This window comes from Actinophytocola algeriensis, assembly GCF_014203735.1.
In the GTDB taxonomy this organism is placed as follows: domain Bacteria; phylum Actinomycetota; class Actinomycetes; order Mycobacteriales; family Pseudonocardiaceae; genus Actinophytocola; species Actinophytocola algeriensis.
This window is the reverse complement of record NZ_JACHJQ010000001.1, coordinates 1-18249: the sequence shown is the minus strand read 5'-3', so window position 1 is coordinate 18249 and position 18249 is coordinate 1. Positions and strand designations below refer to the sequence as shown.

Below are 18249 nucleotides of genomic sequence, written 5' to 3'. Positions count from 1 at the left end.
TGACTCCGGTGAGCCGGCCGCGCCGCACGCGCGACCGGCCCACCGGCGGTCTCACCTGGTCATCGACCCGCCTGGGGCAGCTCGGCCGCCCCCTGGAGGTCGTCGATGACCGCCTCGGCGTCGCGGTCCAGGACCGATCGCACATCCTCGTCACCGACGAGCGTCTCGTCGATGGCCAGCTGCCTGAACGTGCCCAGGTACCGCGCCGCCTTCGTGTCGTTCCCGTTCGCCTCGGCCTTGCGGGCCTTGGTGAGCAGGCTCTTCAGCTGTTTGTACGCCGACAGCGACAGCCGGTTGGTCGCCCGGAAGCGGTCCAGCAGCTGCCCGATGTCCCGCATGGACGTGGTCGTCGCGAACGTGAGCGACTGCGACGTCACGTTCCCCGCGGTGTCGGTAGCGGCCACGGTGAACCCGTGCGTGCCCAGCGGCAGCTGGTACAGCGCGAGCAACCGGCCCGATGTGATCGGCGCACCGTTCAGCGCGCCCGTCACCGAGGCGACCCCGGACGTGGCGTCCTCCGCGTGCCACGACAGCACCACGTCGGACGCGTCGCCGTAGATGTACCCGTCGGCCACGCCGGCCACCATGAGCGTCGGCTTCGTGCCGTCGATCTTGATGGTCGCCGCCTTCTCGGCCTCGGAGTTCCCGGCCCGGTCAACCGCGTGGTACAGCAGCGTGTGCGCACCGTCACCGGTCACGGTGACCACGCCGGTGTAGCGGGTCCACTCGCCACCGTCCAGCTTGTACTCGACGAAGTCGACACCCTGGCCCTCGTCCTCGGCCGTCAGCGACACCGGGACGGTGCCCGGGTGCCAGCCGGTGCCCGCGGGCGGGGCGAAGGTCGCGGTCGTGACCGGCGCGGTCTCGTCCACGATCTCCTTGATCTGGATGTTCCGGAACCAGACGTCGTCGCCGTTGCCGTGGTTCTGGATGCCGAAGAACCCCTGCGTGAGGTCGCGGGCCGGGTCGGTGCTGGTGAAGTCGTTGATCAGCACCCCGTTGAGGAAGACCTTGATCGTCTGCCCCACGACCTGGATCTCGTAGGAGTTCCACGCACCCGGCGGGTTGAGCGCCTCGTCGCGGGCCGCGATGTCCGCCGCCTGGAACGTGTAGATCGAACCGGTGGTCCGGTCGACCGCGTCCGTGGCGTCGATCTGGATCTCGTAGCCTTGGTTCACCGCCACCCACGGGTCGTTGCCCGGGTCCGGGTAGCCGACGAAGATCCCGGAGTTGTCGTCCCCGGCCATCTTCCAGTCCATCTTCAGGCTGTAGGCGCCGAACTCCTCGTCGAAGGAGAGCAGGCCCATGCCGCCGGTGGTCAGGATCGTGCAGTCCTCCTGCTGGACGAACGCACCGGGACCGGACATCTTCCAGCCCTCGAGGCTCGCCGCCGTGCCGTCGTAGAGGGCGCGGTAGCCCTCGTCCGGCGTGAACGGCGTGCACTCCTGGGGCTCGGCCGGACCGGCCACGCCGTCACCCCGCACCTGGATGTTGTCCACGTCGAACAGACCGCCGCCGTTGCCGGAGAACACCAGGTACAGCGGGCCCGTGCCACCGGGGTCGGTGATCGGTGCGGGCGGGATGTCCTGGTAGTTGTCCGGGCTGCCGGTCGTCGGCACCTGCACGGTCTGCACCACCGGGCCGTCCACGGCGTTCTTGCGCACCGTGATCGTGCCGCCGGGGCCACCCGCGCTGATGCGGTAGCCGATCGCGTCCACCCCGGTCAGGTTGATCGGGTCGAACTTGATCCAGTCACCGTCGTCGATGTAGCCGACGCGCTTGCCGCCGCTCGCACCCGTCGCGTTGACGACCTGCGTGCCGTTGTTCTCGGTGAAGAACTCGGCCTGCTTCAGCTTCGGCTGGAGCACGATCTCGTCCGAGCCGGTCAGCGCCGGGGCGCCGTCCGCACCGGTGTCGGTGTAGCTCGCGTTGATCACGCCGAACACGTTGGCGTCCAGGCCGTGGCCCTCGTCGGCCGGAGTCACGATCTCGCCCTCACAACCCGTGGCACGCGAGAGCGGGTGCCCGTGGTTGTCGTGGCCGAGGATGTACTCCACGGTCACCTTCGAGCAGTCGATCTGGCCGTCCTCCGGGTCGGTGACGGTGACCGTGAACGGCACGGTGTCGCCGTAGCCGAAGAAGCCACCGTTCACCGGCAGGTCGAGCTTCACGGCCGGCTGCGTGTTGCCCGCCGTGACCACGACACTCGCCGCGCCGGTCAGCCCGGACTCGTCGGTCACCGACAGGTGCGCGGTGTACTGACCCGGGTTGGTGTAGGTGTGCGACTGCGGTGTGGCCTCGGTCGAGTCGGTCGTGCCGTCACCGTCGAAGTCCCACGCGTAGGTCAGCTCACCGCCGTCCGGGTCGGACGTGCCGGCCGGGTCGAACTGGACGGTCAGCGGCGCCGGGCCGGACGTCTTGTCCGCGCTCAGTTCCACCACCGGGGTCCGGTTGCCCTTGGTGTAGTCGATCCGGTAGACCGCCGAGTCCTCGGCGCCGCCGAAGTAGCCGCTGCCGTAGTCCAGCACGTACAGCGAACCCTCGGGGCCGAACTCGATGTTCATCGGCCTGGTCAGCGTCATCGAGTCGAAGAACGGCTCGATCGCGCCGCGCTCACCGTCCGCGCCGACCTCGATCGTCTTGATCCAGCCGCGGTCCCACTCGTAGGCGAAGTTCTTGCCGTCGTAGAACTCGGGGAACTTCGTCGTCGACTCGAGGTCCGCGTCGTAGTGGTAGACGGGACCGCCCATGGGCGACTCGCCACCGGTGCCGAACTCGGGCACGGAACCGCCGTCGTACGGGATCCACGCCGACCGCGCCGGCGGCAGGTCAACGAGACCCGTGTTGTGCGGGCTCTCGTTCTTGGGCGCCGCGCAGTCGAACGCCGCACCGGACGTGCCGGTCGCGAAGTCGTAGTCGATGAACGGCTGGTTGTCCCCGACGCAGAGCGGCCAGCCGTAGTTGCCGGGCTCCTTGATCAGGTTGAACTCGACGGTGCCTCCCGGGCCGCGCGCGGGGTTGGCCGCACCGGCGTCGGGACCGTAGTCACCGAGGTAGATCCAGCCCGTCTCCTTGTCCACGGCGAACCGGAACGGGTTGCGGAAGCCCATGGCGTAGATCTCGGGCTTGGTCTTCTCGGTGCCGGGGGCGAACAGGTTGCCCTCCGGGATCGTGTACGACCCGTCGTCGCCCACCGTGATCCGGACGATCTTGCCGCGCAGGTCGTTGGTGTTGGCCGACGACCGGCGGGCGTCGAACGCCGGGTTGCGGGTCGGGCGCTCGTCGATGGGTGAGTACCCGTCCGAGGCGAACGGGTTCGTGTCGTCGCCGGTGGACAGCAGCAGGTTGCCCTGCCCGTCGAAGTCGATCTCGCCACCGGCGTGGCAGCAGATGCCGCGGTCCGCCGGGATCTGCAGGATCTGCTGCTCGCTCGCCAGGTCCAGCGTGCCTGCCTCGGAGAGCTTGAAGCGCGACAGCTGGTTGTGGCCCTTGAACGGCTCGAAGTCCGCCGCGGTGCCGTTCTCCGGCGCGTCACCGGCCGGGGTGGAAAGCGGTGGCGCGTAGTACAGGTACACCCAGCGGTTCGTGGCGAAGTCCGGGTCGACCGCGACGCCCTGCAGACCGTCCTCGTCGTGGTTGTAGACGGGGAGCTGGCCCGCGAGCGTGGTCGTGGCCTCCGGTGTGGTCAGCCACACGCGACCGTCGCGGGAGGTGTGGATCACCTTGCGGTCGGGCAGCACGGCCAGCGCGATCGGCTCACCGGTGACCTGCTCGCCCTTCGCGAGGGTGATCTGGTCGAAGTCGTCGTCGACCGGCGGCTCGGCGGGCCCGCCGTCGTCGGGGGCGCAGTCGGCGGCCTCCAGGCCCGCCGCGTACTTGATGCCACCCGCCAGCGAGGCGAGGAACTCGGGCTCGGCGTACGACTCCTGCGTGTGGCCGAGACCGGTGTACCAGGACCGGCCCTGCTCCTGGGCGTGGCACCACATGATCGGGTGGTCGTCACCCATGGCGCCGCCGCCCGGGTCGTAGCTGGACTCGTCCAGTGTGGCCAGGACCTTCACGTTGGCACGCGGGTTGGAGCGGTAGTTGTACCACTCGTCGGTGCGGGTCCACTGGTACGGCAGCGGCGCGGTCGACGGGTGGTCCCGCGCGGTGACGTCGATGGTGGCTTCCTGGATCTGCGGGTGCGACTGGAAGTACGCGCCGACGAGTGATCCGTACCACGGCCAGTCGTACTCGGTGTCGGCCGCGGCGTGCACTCCCGCGTACCCGCCGCCACCGTCCACGTAGTTCTCGAACGCCGTCTGCTGCTCCGCGTTCAGCACGTCACCCGTGGTGGAAAGGAACACGACGGCGGCGAATCGCGACAGGTTGCCGGCGGTGAACGCGGCCGCGTCCTCGGTGGCCTCGACGGCGAAACCGTTCTGCTCGCCGAGGGTCTGGATGGCGGCGATACCCGCGGGAATGGAGTCGTGGCGGAAGCCCGCGGTCTTGGAGAACACCAGGATGGTGGCATCCGCTTGCGCCGAAGAGGCGCTCACCGGTTGCGCCGAAGCGACGCCAATTCCCGTGAGCAAAGCCAGTCCGGCCACGGCGAAACGTGATGCGCCGCGTAGCCCCCGCTTCACCCCTGGTGGTTTAACCGCGTTCTTACTCTTACTGAACCCTCGCACTGGTAACTTCTCCTTGTTCTCACCGAATGGGGACCGCGAGAAGGACTTGTGCTCCTTTCCGTGTTGCGGCGTCGCCTGACGTGCCGGTCGGGCGACGCCGCTTTTCTGTCGGGAAGTGACTAACGGGTGCCGAAAAGGTGATCGAGCGCCAGTTGGTCCAATTTCTCCACGCCCGCACCGCGTGCGGCGGCCGCGTCGATGTCGAGTTCCTCGGCGCGCAGGTCCGCGAGGCTCTCACCGGCGCCGAGCGTCGGCTCCGACAGCTGGTCCACCCGTGCCGCGGCCCTGGCCTCGGCGACCTCCGGGTCGGCGCGGAACGCCCGCGCCTTCTCCGCGAAGATCAGGTAGTTGCGCATGCAGCCCCTCGCGGACTCCCACACACCGGCCTCGTCCTCGATGCGGCCGGGCTTGAAGTCGAAGTGGCGCGGACCGTCGTAGCCGCCGTGCTCCAGCAGGTCCACCAGCAGGAACGCCGACTTCACGTCACCGTTGCCGAACCGCAGGTCCTGGTCGTAGCGCGGACCGTTCTGGCCGTTCAGGTCGATGTGGAACAACTTGTCGTGCCAGAGCGCCTGCGCGTAGCCCTGCACGACCGACATGCCCGCCATCTGCTCATGCCCGACCTCGGGGTTGAGACCCACGCGGTCCGGCTCCTCCAGCTCGGAGATGAACGCGATCGCGTGCCCGATCGTCGGCAGGAAGATGTCGCCGCGCGGCTCGTTGGGCTTGGGCTCCAGCGCGAACCGGATGTCGTAGCCCTGCTCCCGCACGTACGCGCACAGGATGTCGAGCGACTCCTTGTACCGGTCGAGCGCGGCACGGGTGTCCTTCGCGACCGCGGACTCGGCCCCTTCGCGGCCGCCCCAGAGCACGTAGGTCTTCGCACCGAGCTCGGCCGCGAGGTCCAGGTTGCGCAGGATCTTCTTCAGCGCGAATCGCCGGATGTCGCGGTCGTTGGCGGTGAGCGCGCCCTCCTTGAACACCGGGTGGGCGAACAGGTTGGTCGTCGCCATCGGCACGACCAGGCCGGTGGCGTCGAGCGCCTTGCGGAAGCTCGCGATCCGCGACTCCCGGTCGGACTCCGACGCCCCGAACGGGATCAGGTCGTCGTCGTGGAACGTGACGCCGTACGCGCCGAGCTCCGCGAGCTTCTCGACGGCGTGCGCGGGGTCCATCGGCGCGCGGGTCGCGACGCCGAACGGGTCGACCCCCTGCCAGCCGACGGTCCACAACCCGAAGCTGAACTTGTGCTCCGGTCGTGGTGTGAAGTCAGTGCTCATCGGATCGCTTCGCCCCTCCGCTCAGACGCCGTCTTCCCTCGTCGCGTGCTCGGCCCTCGTTCCTCGGGCCTGCGCGCGCTCCTCAGTCCAGACGGCGCCCGCTCCGTCGCTCCGCTCAATCTCATGCCTGGATCTCCGTCCATGCCGAACCGTTCGCGGCGCTGCTCTCGACAGCACCGAGCACCCGCTGCACTTGGAGCCCGTCCGCGAAGGACGGGGCTGGGTCGATCCCCGTGTGGATCGCCCGCACGAAGTCCACGACCTCGTGGGTGAAGGTGTGCTCATAGCCGAGGAGATGTCCCGGCGGCCACCAGGCACCGACGTACGGGTGCGTGTCCTCGGTGACGAGGATGCGGCGGAAGCCCGCTTCCTCGGCGCCGTTCGCGCCGTCGAAGAACCACAGCTCGTTCATCGACTCGAACTCGAACTTGAGCGAGCCGAGCGAGCCGTTGATCTCCACGGACATGCCGTTCTTGCGGCCGAGCGCGAACCGGGTCGCCTCGTAGGTGGCGAGCGCGCCGTTCCCGAAGCGGCCGATGAACACGGCGGCGTCGTCGACGGTCACGTCGTCGACCTGCTCGCCGCTCTCGTCGGGGCGCTTGGTGACGAAGGTGTTCGTGATCGCGGAGACGCCCGACAGCAGGTCGCCGACGAGGTACTGCGTCGCGTCGACGATGTGCGCGCCGAGGTCGCCGAGCGCGCCGGAGCCCGCGGTCTCCTTGCGCAGCCGCCACGTCATCGGCGCGTTCTCGTCGGACAGCCAGTCCTGCAGGTACAGCGCGCGGACGTGCCGGATCTCGCCGAGGCGGCCCGCCTCGATGAGCTTGCGGGCGTAGGCGACGGCAGGCACGCGGCGGTAGTTGAAGGCCACCATGGAGCGCACCCCCCGCTCCTTGGCGGCCTCCGCCGCGGCCGTCATCGCCTCCGCCTCCTCGACGGTGTTGGCGAGCGGCTTCTCGCACATGACGTGCTTGCCCGCCGCGAGCGCCGCGATGGCGATCTCGCAGTGCGTGTCGCCCGGCGTGCAGATGTCCACGATCTGCACGTCGGGCGAGTTGACCAGCTCGCGCCAGTCGGTCTGCACGCTGGTCCACCCGAACTTCGCCGCGGCTGCCTTGGTGCGCGCGAGGTCACGCCCACCGAGCACGGCGAGTTCCGGTGTCACCGGCAGGTCGAAGAACCGGTGCGCGGTCCGCCACGCATGGGAGTGCACCGCACCCATGAACGCGTGGCCGACCATGCCGACCCCGATCCGTCCCCCGCTGCCCTCTGTCATCTCACCCTCCGTCTGTCATCACAAAGAAAAGTCCGTCAACCGCCGCGCCGGATCAGGAGAAACCCACGTCCAGGTAATCGTCGACGTTCTCCTTCGTGACCACGGCCGAGTACGTCGTGATCGAGGACGGGATCTCGTGCTCCGCGAGGTCGCCCATGCCCTTCGCCTGCCCGAGCAGGCGGGCCAGCGAGACGGCCGACGACGCCATCGACGGGTTGTAGAGGACGGTCGCCTTCAGGACGGTGTTGTCCGCCTTGATGTGGTCCATCGCGGCCTTCGAGCCCGCACCGCCGACCATGATGAACTCGCTGCGGTTGGCCGCGGTGATGGCGGCCAGCACGCCGACGCCCTGGTCGTCGTCGTGGTTCCACAGCGCGTCGAGCTTCGACGCACCCTGCAGGAGGTTCGTCGTCACCTGCTCACCGGTCTCCACGGTGAAGCTCGCGGACACCCGGGGACCGACCTGGAGACCGGCCTTGGCGAGCGCGTCCTTGAAGCCCTTGCTGCGCTCCTGGGTCAGCGGCAGCGAGTCGATGCCGGCGACCTCGCCGATGACCGGGTTCGAGACGCCCTTCGCCTTCATCTGCTCGGCGATGTAGTTGCCCGCGTTGACGCCCATGCGGTAGTTGTCGCCGCCGATCCACGTGCGGTAGGCGAGCGGGGTGTCGAAGATGCGGTCCAGGTTGATCACCGGGATGCCCGCGTCCATCGCGGCCTGGCCGGTCGCGGTGAGCGCCTTGCCGTCGTGCGGCAGGATCACGAGCACGTCGACCTTCTCGTTGATCAGCGTCTCGACCTGCGAGATCTGCTGGTTGACGTCGTTCGTGCCCTCGGTGGCCTTGAACGTGACGTCCTCGAACGCCTCGGCCTGCGCCTGCGCGTTCTTGGTGATGGCCGCGATCCAGCCGTGGTCCGCGGCGGGCGCGGAGAAGCCGATGGTGACCTGCTTGCCCTTCGCGGCGTTGTCACCACCGCCCTGCGCGACCTGCTGCGGCTGGTCGGCGCCGGACTCGTTGGAGGTGCAGCCGACGAGGACGGCGCTCGCGCCGAGCGCGCCAGCGCCGAAGAGGAACCGGCGGCGGGCCAGGGACGGGTCGATGGACATTGGTACTCCCTTGTACTGAAGGTCTTACGGTGTCGGGGTTTTCGTTGCAGGTCTCTATGTTTTGGCGGTCTTGCGGGTGCGTGCGCTCGCGGTCTGCAGCAGCACGGCGGCCACGATGATCACGCCCTTGGCGATGTTCTGGGTGGCGGTGTCGAGGTTGTTCTGCGTGAAGATGCTGTTCACCACGGTGAAGATCAGCACGCCGATGAGGGTGCCGATCAGGGTGCCGCGACCACCGGAGAGCAGCGTGCCGCCGATGACGACCGCCGCGATGGCGTCCAGCTCGTAGAACATGCCGTTGGTCGAGGAACCCGATGTGGTGCGGGCGACGACCATGATCGCGGCGATGCCGCAGCACAGTCCGGCGATGCCGTAGACCAGCGCCGTGTGCAGCCTGACGTTGATGCCCGCGAGGCGCGCGGCCTCCGCGTTGCCGCCGACCGCGAACGTGCGGCGGCCGAACGTGGTGCGGTTGAGCACCACCCAGCCGACGGCGAACACGAGGGCCAGCATCCAGATCAGCACCGGGATGCCGAGGACGTCGCCGCGGAAGAACTCGAGGAAACCCTGTTCGGACACGGTCTGCGTCTGCCGCCCGGACAGGCGCTCTGCCAGACCGCGGGCGGACGCGTACATGGCGAGCGTCGCGATGAACGGCACGACCTTGCCGTAGGAGATCAGCACCCCGTTGATCAACCCGGCGCCGAGACCGACGGCCAGCGCGCAGATCACCATCACGAACAGGCCGTACTCCTGGGTGGCCAGCGTCGTCATCCACACGCTCGCGAGCGCCACCATCGAGCCGACGGACAGGTCGATGCCGCCCGAGATGATGACGAACGTCATGCCGACGCTCACCACGCCGATCGCGGCGGCGAGCCGCAGCATGATCGAGATGTTGCTCTCGCCGAGGAACGTCTCCGGGCTGAGGATGTAGCCGACCGCGCACAGCGCGGCGAGCACGCCGATGAGGATGGTCAGCCGGATGTCCAGCCGCAGCCCGCTCGGCGTCCGCACGCCCTTGGTCGGTCCCGTCTGGACCGATTCCTCCACAGTGGACGGAGACTTCTCGCTCACGTCACCCCGTGTCGATGGTTCGTTCGCAAGCCCACTCACGCCATTACCTCGCTACCTTCCATCACCATGTCCAAAATGGCCGCCTCCGTCAGCTCGCCGGCGGGCGCTTCGGTGAGCACCCGCCCCTCCCGCATCACGAGCACGCGGTCGGACAGCCCGAGCACCTCGGGCACCTCGCTGGAGACGAGCAGCACCGCGACACCGGTCGCGGCCAGCTCGTGGATCAGCCGGTAGAGCTCGGCCCGCGCCCCGACGTCCACACCGCGGGTCGGCTCGTCCAGCAACAGCACCTTCGTGCCCCGCACCAGCCAGCGGGCGACGACCGCCTTCTGCTGGTTGCCGCCCGACAGCGTGCGCACCTCGCGGCGCGGGTCCGCGGGCCGCAGGTCCAGCCGCTCCAGCGTCGCGCGCGAGTCCTTCAACTCCCTGCGCTGGTCGGTGAACCCGAGCCTGCTGTACTCGGGCAGGCTCGCCAGCGTCACGTTGTTCGCCACCGACTGGTCGAGCAGCAGGCCCTGGCTCTTGCGCTCCTCCGGCGCGAGCCCGATCCCGGCGGCGACCGCGGCCATGACGCTGCCCGGCTTGAGCCGCTTGCCGTTCACCCACACCGACCCGGTGTCGGACTTCCGCGCCCCGTAGACGGTTTCGAGCACCTCGCTGCGCCCGGCGCCGACGAGACCGGCGATGCCGACGATCTCCCCCGCCCGCACCGTGAAGCTGACGTGTTCGAACTCGCCGCCGCGCGACAGGTTCTCCACCCGCAGCAACTCGTTGTCCTCGTCCACAGTGGAAACATCACGGTGCGGGAAGACGGTTTCGACCTGCCGCCCGGACATCAGGTTCACGAGCTCGGAGGTCGGGGTGTCGGCGGGCATGTTCGTCCCGACCGTGCGGCCGTCCTTGAGGACCGTGACCCGGTCGCCGATGCGGCGGATCTCCTCGAGGCGGTGCGAGATGTAGACGACCGCGACGCCGTCGTCGGTGAGGTCCTCGACGACCCGGAACAGGTTGTCGACCTCGTCGGCGGCGAGTGCCGCGGTCGGCTCGTCCATCACGATCAGCCGCGCGTCGTGCACGAGTGCGCGGGCCATCGACACCAGCTGCTGGCCTGCCGCGGACAGCAGCCCGACCTCGCGGCTCGGCGGGATCTCGGGGTGGCCGAGGCGGGCCATCAGCTTGCGGGTCTGGTTGTTCGCCGAACGCCGGTTCGTGAAGCCGAACGTGGCGGGTTCGTGGCCGAGGAAGATGTTCTCCGCGACCGACAGGCCCTCGACCAGGTCCAGTTCCTGGTACATGGTCGCGACGCCCATCTTGAGCGCGGCGACCGGCGAGCCGAGCGTGGCGGGCTCGCCCCGCCAGGTGATCACGCCTTCGTCCGGCTGGTGCGCTCCCGCGAGCACCTTGATCAGCGTCGACTTGCCCGCACCGTTCTGCCCGAGCAGGCAGTGCACCTCACCGGCGCGGACCTCGAGGTCCACGCCGTCGAGGGCACGCACGCCCGGGAACGTCTTGACGATGCCCGACATCGTCAGCAACACATCGCCAGGTTCGCTCACGCCGTCACCTCGCACGCTCCGTGGCGGCGGGCACATCCACGATTCGCTACGCAAGCTCCGCTCATGCCGGCGCCTCCTCTGGTTCTTCCTCGGTCTGGATGACGGGCACGACCGTCGGGTCTTCGAGCACCCGGCGCAACGACGCCAGCGCGCCGCCGGTGGTCGCCGCGGTGAAGCCGAGCCGCGAGCCGACCACCCGGGCGCCGCCCGCGCCTGGTGCGAGAACGTGGGCCACGACCTGGTTTCGGATCGGCTCGACGAGCCACTCCGGCAGCGCGGCGAAGTACCCGCCGAGCACCACCACGGCCGGGTTGAGCAGGTTCACCAGGAACGAGACCCCCAGCCCGAGGGCCGTGCCGATCTGGTGGAGCGCGTCGAGCGTGCGCCGGTCCTGCTGCGCCGCGCGGGCGCGGACCATGCGCATCCGCTGGTCGAGGTCGAGTGCGGGGTCGCGGATCGGGTCGTCGGGGTCGGCGCACGCGTGCAGCAGGGCACCGAGCCCGACCTGCGTCTCCCAGCACCCCCGGCGCCCGCACGAGCAGTAGGGACCGAGCGGGTCCATGGCCATGTGCCCGATCTCGCCCGCGAACCCGATGGACCCGCGCACGAGGCGGCCGCCCGCGATCACGCCGCCGCCGATGCCGAAGTCCCCGGTGAGGTAGACGAGGTCGGCGACGTCCATGTCGGCCAGCTCGGCCAGCGCCCCGAGGTTCGCGTCGTTGTCGACGACGATCCGGTCCAGCCCCAGCCCGGTCCGCGCGGCGAGCCCGTCGGCGACGGAGACGTCCCGCCAGCGCAACCGCGGCGAGAAGGTGACGACCCCGGCGGCGGTGTCGACGAGCCCGGGCACCGAGACGGTGACACCGACGGCGTTCTTCAGCCCGGCCATGGCCTCGGCGGCGAGCTCCCCGAGCTGGTCCAGTGCCCTTTCCGGCCCCATCCCCGGCACGTCGCACACGACGCGGCGCTGGAAGAGGACCTGCCCACCGAGATCGGTGACGAACGCACCCATGTGCCCGACGTGCACGTCGAGCCCGACACCGCACACGCTGTCGGGCCGCAGGTCGACCAGCTGTCCTGGTCTGCCCTGGCCGCCGGCGGAGATCCCGGCGTCGTGGACGAGCCCGCGCGTCTCGAGGTCGGTGACGAGGCTGGAGACGGTGGCTTTGGAGAGTCCGGAGCGCACGGCCAACTGCGCCCGGGACAGCGCGCCGTGCTCGCGGAGGGTCCGCACGAGCAGCGCGAGGTTCCCTCGGCGCAGACCAGCCTGATCTGCTGGGCGACTCTGGCCCACCGGCGCTCCACTTCGTTGAGGGCCCGATCGAAGACCGGTGCTCTAACTCACAAAGAAGGGTGTCGCAGGGGTCTTAGGTCTCGCAATACCCCGTTTGGCGCAACATCCCGATCGATCTTTCGCATGTTCCACGCAAAAGTCCTGTCAAACCAGCGAGAAGTCAACCCTTTGGCCACCCACCGTGAAAGAGAACACAGACACCTGTGACGAACACCGGGCGCGCGAGTTGTCCACAGCGCACACCGGCCGGGCCACCCCACGGCCGGCCGCGGCCCTGAAAACGCTTTCGGGACGTTGACGTGCCCTGAAAGCGTCTTTCAGGGCATCAGCCGCCGGCCGGCAGGCCCGGGCTCAGTTCATCGGGGTTCAGTTCATCGGGGCGAAGGCGCGGTCCGTCGCCGACCACGCGGCGCCCGTCACGCCGGCGAGGTCGCCGAGCTCCGAGAGCACGATCGGCAGGTTCCCCGTCGCCAGCGGCAGCGACCGCCGGTACACGGAGCTGCGGACCTCCGCCAGCAGCGGGTGCCCCAGCCGCGACACGCCGCCGCCGATCACGACCATCCCCGGGTTCAGGAAGCTCACCAGCGACGCGACCACGTGCCCGAGCCGCCGCCCGCCCTCGCGCACCAGGTTGGCCGCCGCGAAATCGCCCGCCACCGCCGCGTCGCCGACGTCCATGGCGTTGAGCCTGCCGTGCTCGGTCAGTGTCTCCGCGAGCATCGACGAGCGGCCCGACCGCGCCAGCGTCAGCGCGTCGCGGGCCAGTGCCGCGCCACCGAAGTACGCCTCCAGGCAGCCGACCTCCCCGCACGCGCACGCGGGCCCGTAGTCGTCGAGCCGGATGTGCCCGATGTCGCCGGCCGTGCCGGCCACTCCTCGGTACACCTTGCCGCCGAGCACGATCCCGCAGCCGATGCCGGTGCCGACCTTCACGAAGATGAGGTCGTCGAGCGACCGCGCCACCCCAGCGTGCCGCTCGCCGAGCGCCATGACGTTCACGTCGTTGTCGACCGTGACCGGGCAGCCCCACTTGCCTGCCAGCTCGTCGCGCACGGGGTAGCGGTCCCAGCCGGGCATGATCGGCGGCGCCACCGGCATGCCGTCGCGGAAGCTCACCGGTCCCGGCAGGCCGATGCCCGCGCCCATCAACCGGCCCGGCGCCTTCTCCAGCACGCGTTCCGCGAGGTCGACGACCCGGCCGAGGACCGGCGTCGGCCCCAGGCGGACCTCGCACTCCTCGCTCTGGCTCGCGAGCACTTCGCAGCGCCCGTCGGTCACCGCCACGTTCACCGAGGTCGCACCGACGTCGGCCGCGACGAACCGGAGGTCGTCGGCCAGGTGCACGAGCGTCGAACGGCGCCCGCCCCGGCTCGCGGCGGGTCCGCCGATCTCGACGAGTGCCGTGTCGACCAGCCGGGACAGCTCACCGGTCAGCTTGGCGCGCGGCAGGTCCAGTCGCTCACCCAGCGCGACCCGCGACATCGGGCCCTCGTCACGGAGGAGCGCGAGCAGCCGCGACTGCTGCCGGGAGGACACCCTCGCCTGCTGGCCTGGGCTCGGCGCGTTCACGTGTCCAATCTAGCCCCAATCACGTGGTCCGCGGACGTAAACTGCGGCTCCCGCGCGTCCCCGTCATCCCCACCGAGGCCGCGGCGAACCCACACGTCGACGCTGACTGGAGTACTACATGGCCGCGAAGTTCGAGATCTACACCGACGCGAAGGGCGAGTACCGGTTCCGCCTGAAGGCGGGCAACGGCGAGGTCGTCGCCACCGGTGAGAGCTACAAGACCAAGTCGGGCGTCATCAACGGCGTCGACGCGGTCAAGCGCGCGGCCTCGGAAGCGGAGATCGACGACAAGACCACCTGATTTCGGATTCACCCGAAAAGGGGCTTTGCAAGCGGCCGCTAGCAAAGCCCTTTTCGGGGCCTTCTCAGAGGGTCGGCGCGGCCGCACCACGCTGACGCCCTAGGCTGCCCCCGTGCGCCTTGCAGCCACCAGGTTCGTTCCGGCACTCGTCCTGTCACTGTGCGCTCTGGTTACCACCGCGATCGTCGCTGCTCCTGGCGCCGTCGCCGCACGCCACACGCGTCACGCACAGCCCTCTCCGGGAGACAACGACTCGGCCCAGGGCGCGTGCCAGAACCGGCAGCTCCCTCCGCCGCCCATCGACACGTCGGAGGAGCCGAAGCCCGGCGAGCCCAGCCCGGAGCCACTCCCCGTACCCGAGGACCCGGTAGGGGGAACTCGTATGGGTGAGTGCGGCATCGTGCAGCCGGAGGGCAGCAAAGCCCCACCGCCCGTCACCGCGGCGACGTGGATCATCTCCGACCTCGACTCCGGCGCCGTCCTCGCCGCGAAGGACCCGCACGCCCGCGAGCGCCCCGCGTCACTGATCAAGGTGCTGCTCGCCATCGTGGTGATCCGCGAACTGCGCCCCGAGACGGTCGTCGAGGGCACGCAGGACGACGCGAACCAGGAAGGCACGCGGGTCGGCATCGGCCCCGGCGGCCAGTACACGGTCGACCAGCTGCTGCACGCGCTGGTGATGCGCTCCGGCAACGACGCGGCGTACGCGCTGGCCAGGACCCTGGGCGGGCCAGCGGCCGCGCTCGAGAAGATGAACGCGCTGGCCAAGGAGTTCGGCGCGCTGGACACCCGCGCGGCCACCCCGTCCGGCCTCGACGGCCCGGGCATGATGACCTCCGCGTACGACCAGAGCCTGATCTTCCGCGCCGCGATGCAGCACGAGGAGTTCGCGAACGCGGCGAAGACCGAGCGGATCGACTTCCCGGGCTACGCGGGCCGGGAAGGCTTCCAGGTCACGAACGACAACCGGCTGCTGGGCTCGTACGAGGGTTTCCTGGGCGGCAAGACCGGCTTCACCGACGACTCGCGCCACACGTACGTCGGCGCGGCGGAACGCGACGGCAAGCGCCTGGTGGTGGTCCTCCTGCGCGGCGAACGTGAGCAGAGCCCGCTCGCGGAGCAGGGCGCGTCGCTGCTGGACTACGGCTTCGAACTCGCGGAGCAGGGCGCGAAACCGGTCGGCGAACTGGTCACCCAGTCGCCGGAGGCCCAGCCGAAGCCCAACCCGAACAAGCAGACCGAGGTCACCGAGTCGGTGGACGACAGGTCCTCGACGACGACCGAGGCGGAGCCCGAGCGGTCCGCGTTCGGCAACGTGGGCCTGCCGCTGGTGATCCTGGCGGGCGTCGCGGTCCTGGTCACGCTGGCCATGTGGCTGCGGCGCCGCCGAGCGCGCGCCGCCCGAGCCGCGCGCGGCTGAGGTGTCCCAGCAGGGGTAGTCATGGCGGGGCCGCTGTCACTCCACTGGGCGCTTCTTCTTGCGCAGCAACAGACCCAGCACCGCTCCCACGCCCACCAGCCCCGCCGCGCTGCGGGCGTCCGGCCCCTTCCTGACCACCGTCCTCGGGCTGATCACCGCGGGTGGGGGCGGCGGGGGCGGTGTCTTGACCACGTTCTCCCGCGCCGTCGCGGTCCATGCCGTGATGAACAGCAGGAACCTCGACACGAAGTTCGCGAACAGCAGCAGACCGATGATCGGGCCGAACAGCTGCCCGGACGGCGAGGACGTGACGCTCGCCAGGTAGATGGTGAAGACCTGCTTCAGGACCTCGAACCCGATCGCCGCCATGACGGCGCCCTTCACGGCCGAGCGGACGCCAACGCTCTCGCGCGGCAGGCGGGACAGCACCCACAGGAACACCAGCCAGTTCGCCGCCAGTGACAGCACGATCGTCGCCAGGCGCAACAGGAACAGGGCCCACGCGTCGTCGTCCAGGCCCACCAGCCCGAGCAGCCACGAGCCGAGGCCACCGCCCGCCGCGGACAGGCCGAACGACACGCCCAGGGCCAGGCCGAGACCGAGCAGCGCGAGCAGGTCCTTGACCGTGGTGGCGAGGAACGGGCGCGGCTTGTTCTCCTGGCCCCACTGGGCGGTCAGCGCGTCGCGCAGGTTCGACATCCAGCCGAGCCCCGAGTACAGCGCGGCGAGCAGGCCGATGACGCCGACCGTGCTGCGGGAGGTGATCGCCTCGTCCACGACCTCGTTGATCGTCTCGCCGAGGCCGGACGGCACCGCCTCGGTGATGCCGGACTTCATCTCCTGCAGCAGGGCCGCGTTGCCCGCGAGCACGAAACCGGCGATGGCGAACGCGATCATCAGCAGCGGGAACAACGACAGCACGCTGAAGTACGTGATCGCGGCGGCGTAGTGGTTGCCGTACCGCTCGGTGTACGCCTCGCCCGCGCGCACGAGGTGGTCGAGCCACGGCCGCTTCCCGCGCTGCCGGGTCAGGAAGGATTCTTTGTCCGCCACAGGCAAACGCTAGCCCTCACGGACCGCGTCCGCAGCACGAACACCGCTACGCGGGAGCCAGGAGGCCCAGCTTGTCGTACGTGCGCGCCAGGGTCCGCGAGGCCACCTCACGCGCCCGCTCCGCACCCCGCGAAAGGATCTTGTCCAGCTCGGCCGGGTCGTCCAGATAGGACTTCACGCGGGCCTGGACCGGCGTCACGAACTCCACGAGCGCCTCGGCGACGTCCTTCTTCAGGTCGCCGTAACCCTTGCCGACGTAGTCGGCCTGCAGTTCGGCCGCCGTGCGGCCGGTGAACGCCGACAGGATCGCCAGCAGGTTGGACACACCCGGCTTGCGCTCCGGGTCGTACACGATCTCGCGCTCGGTGTCGGTGACCGCGGAGCGGATCTTCTTGGCGGAGACCTTGGGGTCGTCGAGCAGCTCGACGATGCCGCCCGGCGAGGACGCCGACTTGCTCATCTTGGCGCCCGGGTCCTGCAGGTCGTAGATCTTGGCCGCGTCCTTGAGGATGTAGGGCTCCGGCAACGTGAAGGTGCGGCCGAAGCGGGAGTTGAACCGCTGCGCGAGGTCACGCGTCAGCTCGAGGTGCTGGCGCTGGTCCTCGCCGACCGGCACGTGGTTCGCCTGGTAGCAAAGGATGTCCGCGGCCTGCAGCGACGGGTAGCCGAACAGGCCGAGCGTGATCCGGTCCTGTGCCTGCTTCGCGGACTTGTCCTTGAACTGCGTCATGCGGCTGGCCTCGCCGAAACCGGTGAGGCACTGCATGACCCAGCCGAGCTGCGCGTGCTCCGGCACGTGGCTCTGCACGAAGAGGGTGGCCCGCTCGGGGTCGATGCCCAGCGCCAGCAGCTGTGCGGCGGACCCCCGGGTGCGCTTGCGCAGCAGCTTGGGGTCGTGCTCGACGGTGATCGCGTGCAGGTCGACCACGCAGTAGAACGTCTCGTGCGTCTCCTGGAGCGCCACCCACTGGCGCACCGCGCCGAGGTAGTTGCCGAGGTGGAACGAGTCGGCCGTCGGCTGGATCCCGGACAGGACTCGGGGGCGACGTTCTTGCGTTTCCGGCACGGCTCGATTCTCCCAGAACGCGTCGCCGTGGCCGCCGGCCCCCTCGAACCACGCTACGGCACACCACCGACACTCTCGCGACGGTCGAGCGTGCGCGGCGGGTGGTTGTCCACAGGTGGCGCGGTTGTCCACAGGCGAGCACGGGACGGGCCGGAACTGTCGGTCCTGCCCCGTACGCCCGCACCCATCCGCAGGAGGCCCCGAAAGACGCTTTTTCGGACAGCTGCGATGTCACGAAAGGCCCCTTCGGGACACTCAACACGTCCCGAAGGGGCCTTTCGCTGCGCCCGGCGTGATGAAGGACCCCTTCACAACGCGCGGTGTGATGAAGGACCCCTTCGTTGCGCTCACCGTGATGAAGGACCCCTTCGTTGTGCTCACCGTGATGAAGGACCCCTTCGTTGTGCTCACCGTGATGAAGGGCCCCTTCGTAACGCGCGGTGTGATGAAGGGGCCCTTCATGCCATCGGGCCACGTCCTGAAAGCGCCTAATGGGTGGTGAGTCGGTCATCGGGCAGACTTGGGTCTGGCCGCCAGTGGGTGAGCACTTGTTGCGCCTGGACGTGGAGTGCTAGTGAA

At 69.5% G+C, this 18249-nt stretch carries 13 protein-coding genes; 3 read left to right on the top strand and 10 right to left on the bottom strand.

Features of this window, described 5'->3' with window-relative positions; all coding sequences use genetic code 11:
• Positions 1-59: 59 nt before the first annotated feature.
• From FHR82_RS00065 to FHR82_RS00030, 8 genes are all read right to left on the bottom strand, one after another.
• On the bottom strand, positions 60-4628 hold the full coding sequence (locus FHR82_RS00065) for a ThuA domain-containing protein (protein ID WP_184808140.1): 4569 nt from the start codon (positions 4626-4628) through the stop codon (positions 60-62).
• A 164-nt stretch (positions 4629-4792) separates the two neighbouring features.
• On the bottom strand, positions 4793-5953 hold the full coding sequence (gene xylA, locus FHR82_RS00060; RefSeq protein WP_184808139.1) for a xylose isomerase: 1161 nt from the start codon (positions 5951-5953) through the stop codon (positions 4793-4795).
• Between the two features lie 121 nt (positions 5954-6074).
• Positions 6075-7229, bottom strand: coding sequence for a Gfo/Idh/MocA family protein (locus tag FHR82_RS00055; protein WP_184808138.1), 1155 nt, complete (start codon positions 7227-7229; stop codon positions 6075-6077).
• A gap of 52 nt (positions 7230-7281) precedes the next feature.
• Positions 7282-8334 carry a substrate-binding domain-containing protein gene (locus tag FHR82_RS00050; protein WP_184808137.1) on the bottom strand — a complete coding sequence of 351 codons (1053 nt, stop codon included), beginning with the start codon at positions 8332-8334 and terminating at the stop codon, positions 7282-7284.
• Between the two features lie 54 nt (positions 8335-8388).
• Positions 8389-9351 carry an ABC transporter permease gene (locus tag FHR82_RS00045; protein WP_311770905.1) on the bottom strand — a complete coding sequence of 321 codons (963 nt, stop codon included), beginning with the start codon at positions 9349-9351 and terminating at the stop codon, positions 8389-8391.
• 95 nt (positions 9352-9446) lie between these two features.
• Positions 9447-10937 (bottom strand): sugar ABC transporter ATP-binding protein, encoded by a 1491-nt coding sequence (locus FHR82_RS00040; RefSeq protein ID WP_184809208.1) that lies wholly within the window; start codon positions 10935-10937, stop codon positions 9447-9449.
• 91 nt (positions 10938-11028) lie between these two features.
• On the bottom strand, positions 11029-12261 hold the full coding sequence (locus FHR82_RS00035; protein ID WP_184808136.1) for an ROK family transcriptional regulator: 1233 nt from the start codon (positions 12259-12261) through the stop codon (positions 11029-11031).
• 366 nt (positions 12262-12627) lie between these two features.
• Positions 12628-13743, bottom strand: coding sequence for an ROK family protein (locus FHR82_RS00030; protein WP_184809207.1), 1116 nt, complete (start codon positions 13741-13743; stop codon positions 12628-12630).
• Positions 13744-13948: 205 nt separating this feature from the next.
• Here FHR82_RS00030 and FHR82_RS00025 point away from each other — a divergent pair, with 205 nt between their 5' ends.
• Both FHR82_RS00025 and FHR82_RS00020 read left to right on the top strand, forming a co-directional pair.
• Positions 13949-14131 (top strand): YegP family protein, encoded by a 183-nt coding sequence (locus tag FHR82_RS00025; RefSeq protein WP_184808135.1) that lies wholly within the window; start codon positions 13949-13951, stop codon positions 14129-14131.
• A 382-nt stretch (positions 14132-14513) separates the two neighbouring features.
• Complete coding sequence (locus FHR82_RS00020; protein WP_311770804.1) at positions 14514-15551, top strand: D-alanyl-D-alanine carboxypeptidase family protein; 1038 nt, start codon at positions 14514-14516, stop codon at positions 15549-15551.
• A 36-nt stretch (positions 15552-15587) separates the two neighbouring features.
• Here FHR82_RS00020 and yhjD read toward each other — a convergent pair whose 3' ends face one another.
• Together yhjD and trpS are read right to left on the bottom strand one after the other, a co-directional pair.
• Positions 15588-16604, bottom strand: coding sequence for an inner membrane protein YhjD (gene yhjD, locus FHR82_RS00015; protein WP_376706373.1), 1017 nt, complete (start codon positions 16602-16604; stop codon positions 15588-15590).
• Positions 16605-16650: 46 nt separating this feature from the next.
• On the bottom strand, positions 16651-17670 hold the full coding sequence (trpS, locus tag FHR82_RS00010; protein WP_184808132.1) for a tryptophan--tRNA ligase: 1020 nt from the start codon (positions 17668-17670) through the stop codon (positions 16651-16653).
• Positions 17671-17965: 295 nt separating this feature from the next.
• Here trpS and FHR82_RS00005 point away from each other — a divergent pair, with 295 nt between their 5' ends.
• Positions 17966-18172 carry a hypothetical protein gene (locus FHR82_RS00005; protein WP_221463230.1) on the top strand — a complete coding sequence of 69 codons (207 nt, stop codon included), beginning with the start codon at positions 17966-17968 and terminating at the stop codon, positions 18170-18172.
• Positions 18173-18249 lie beyond the last annotated feature (77 nt).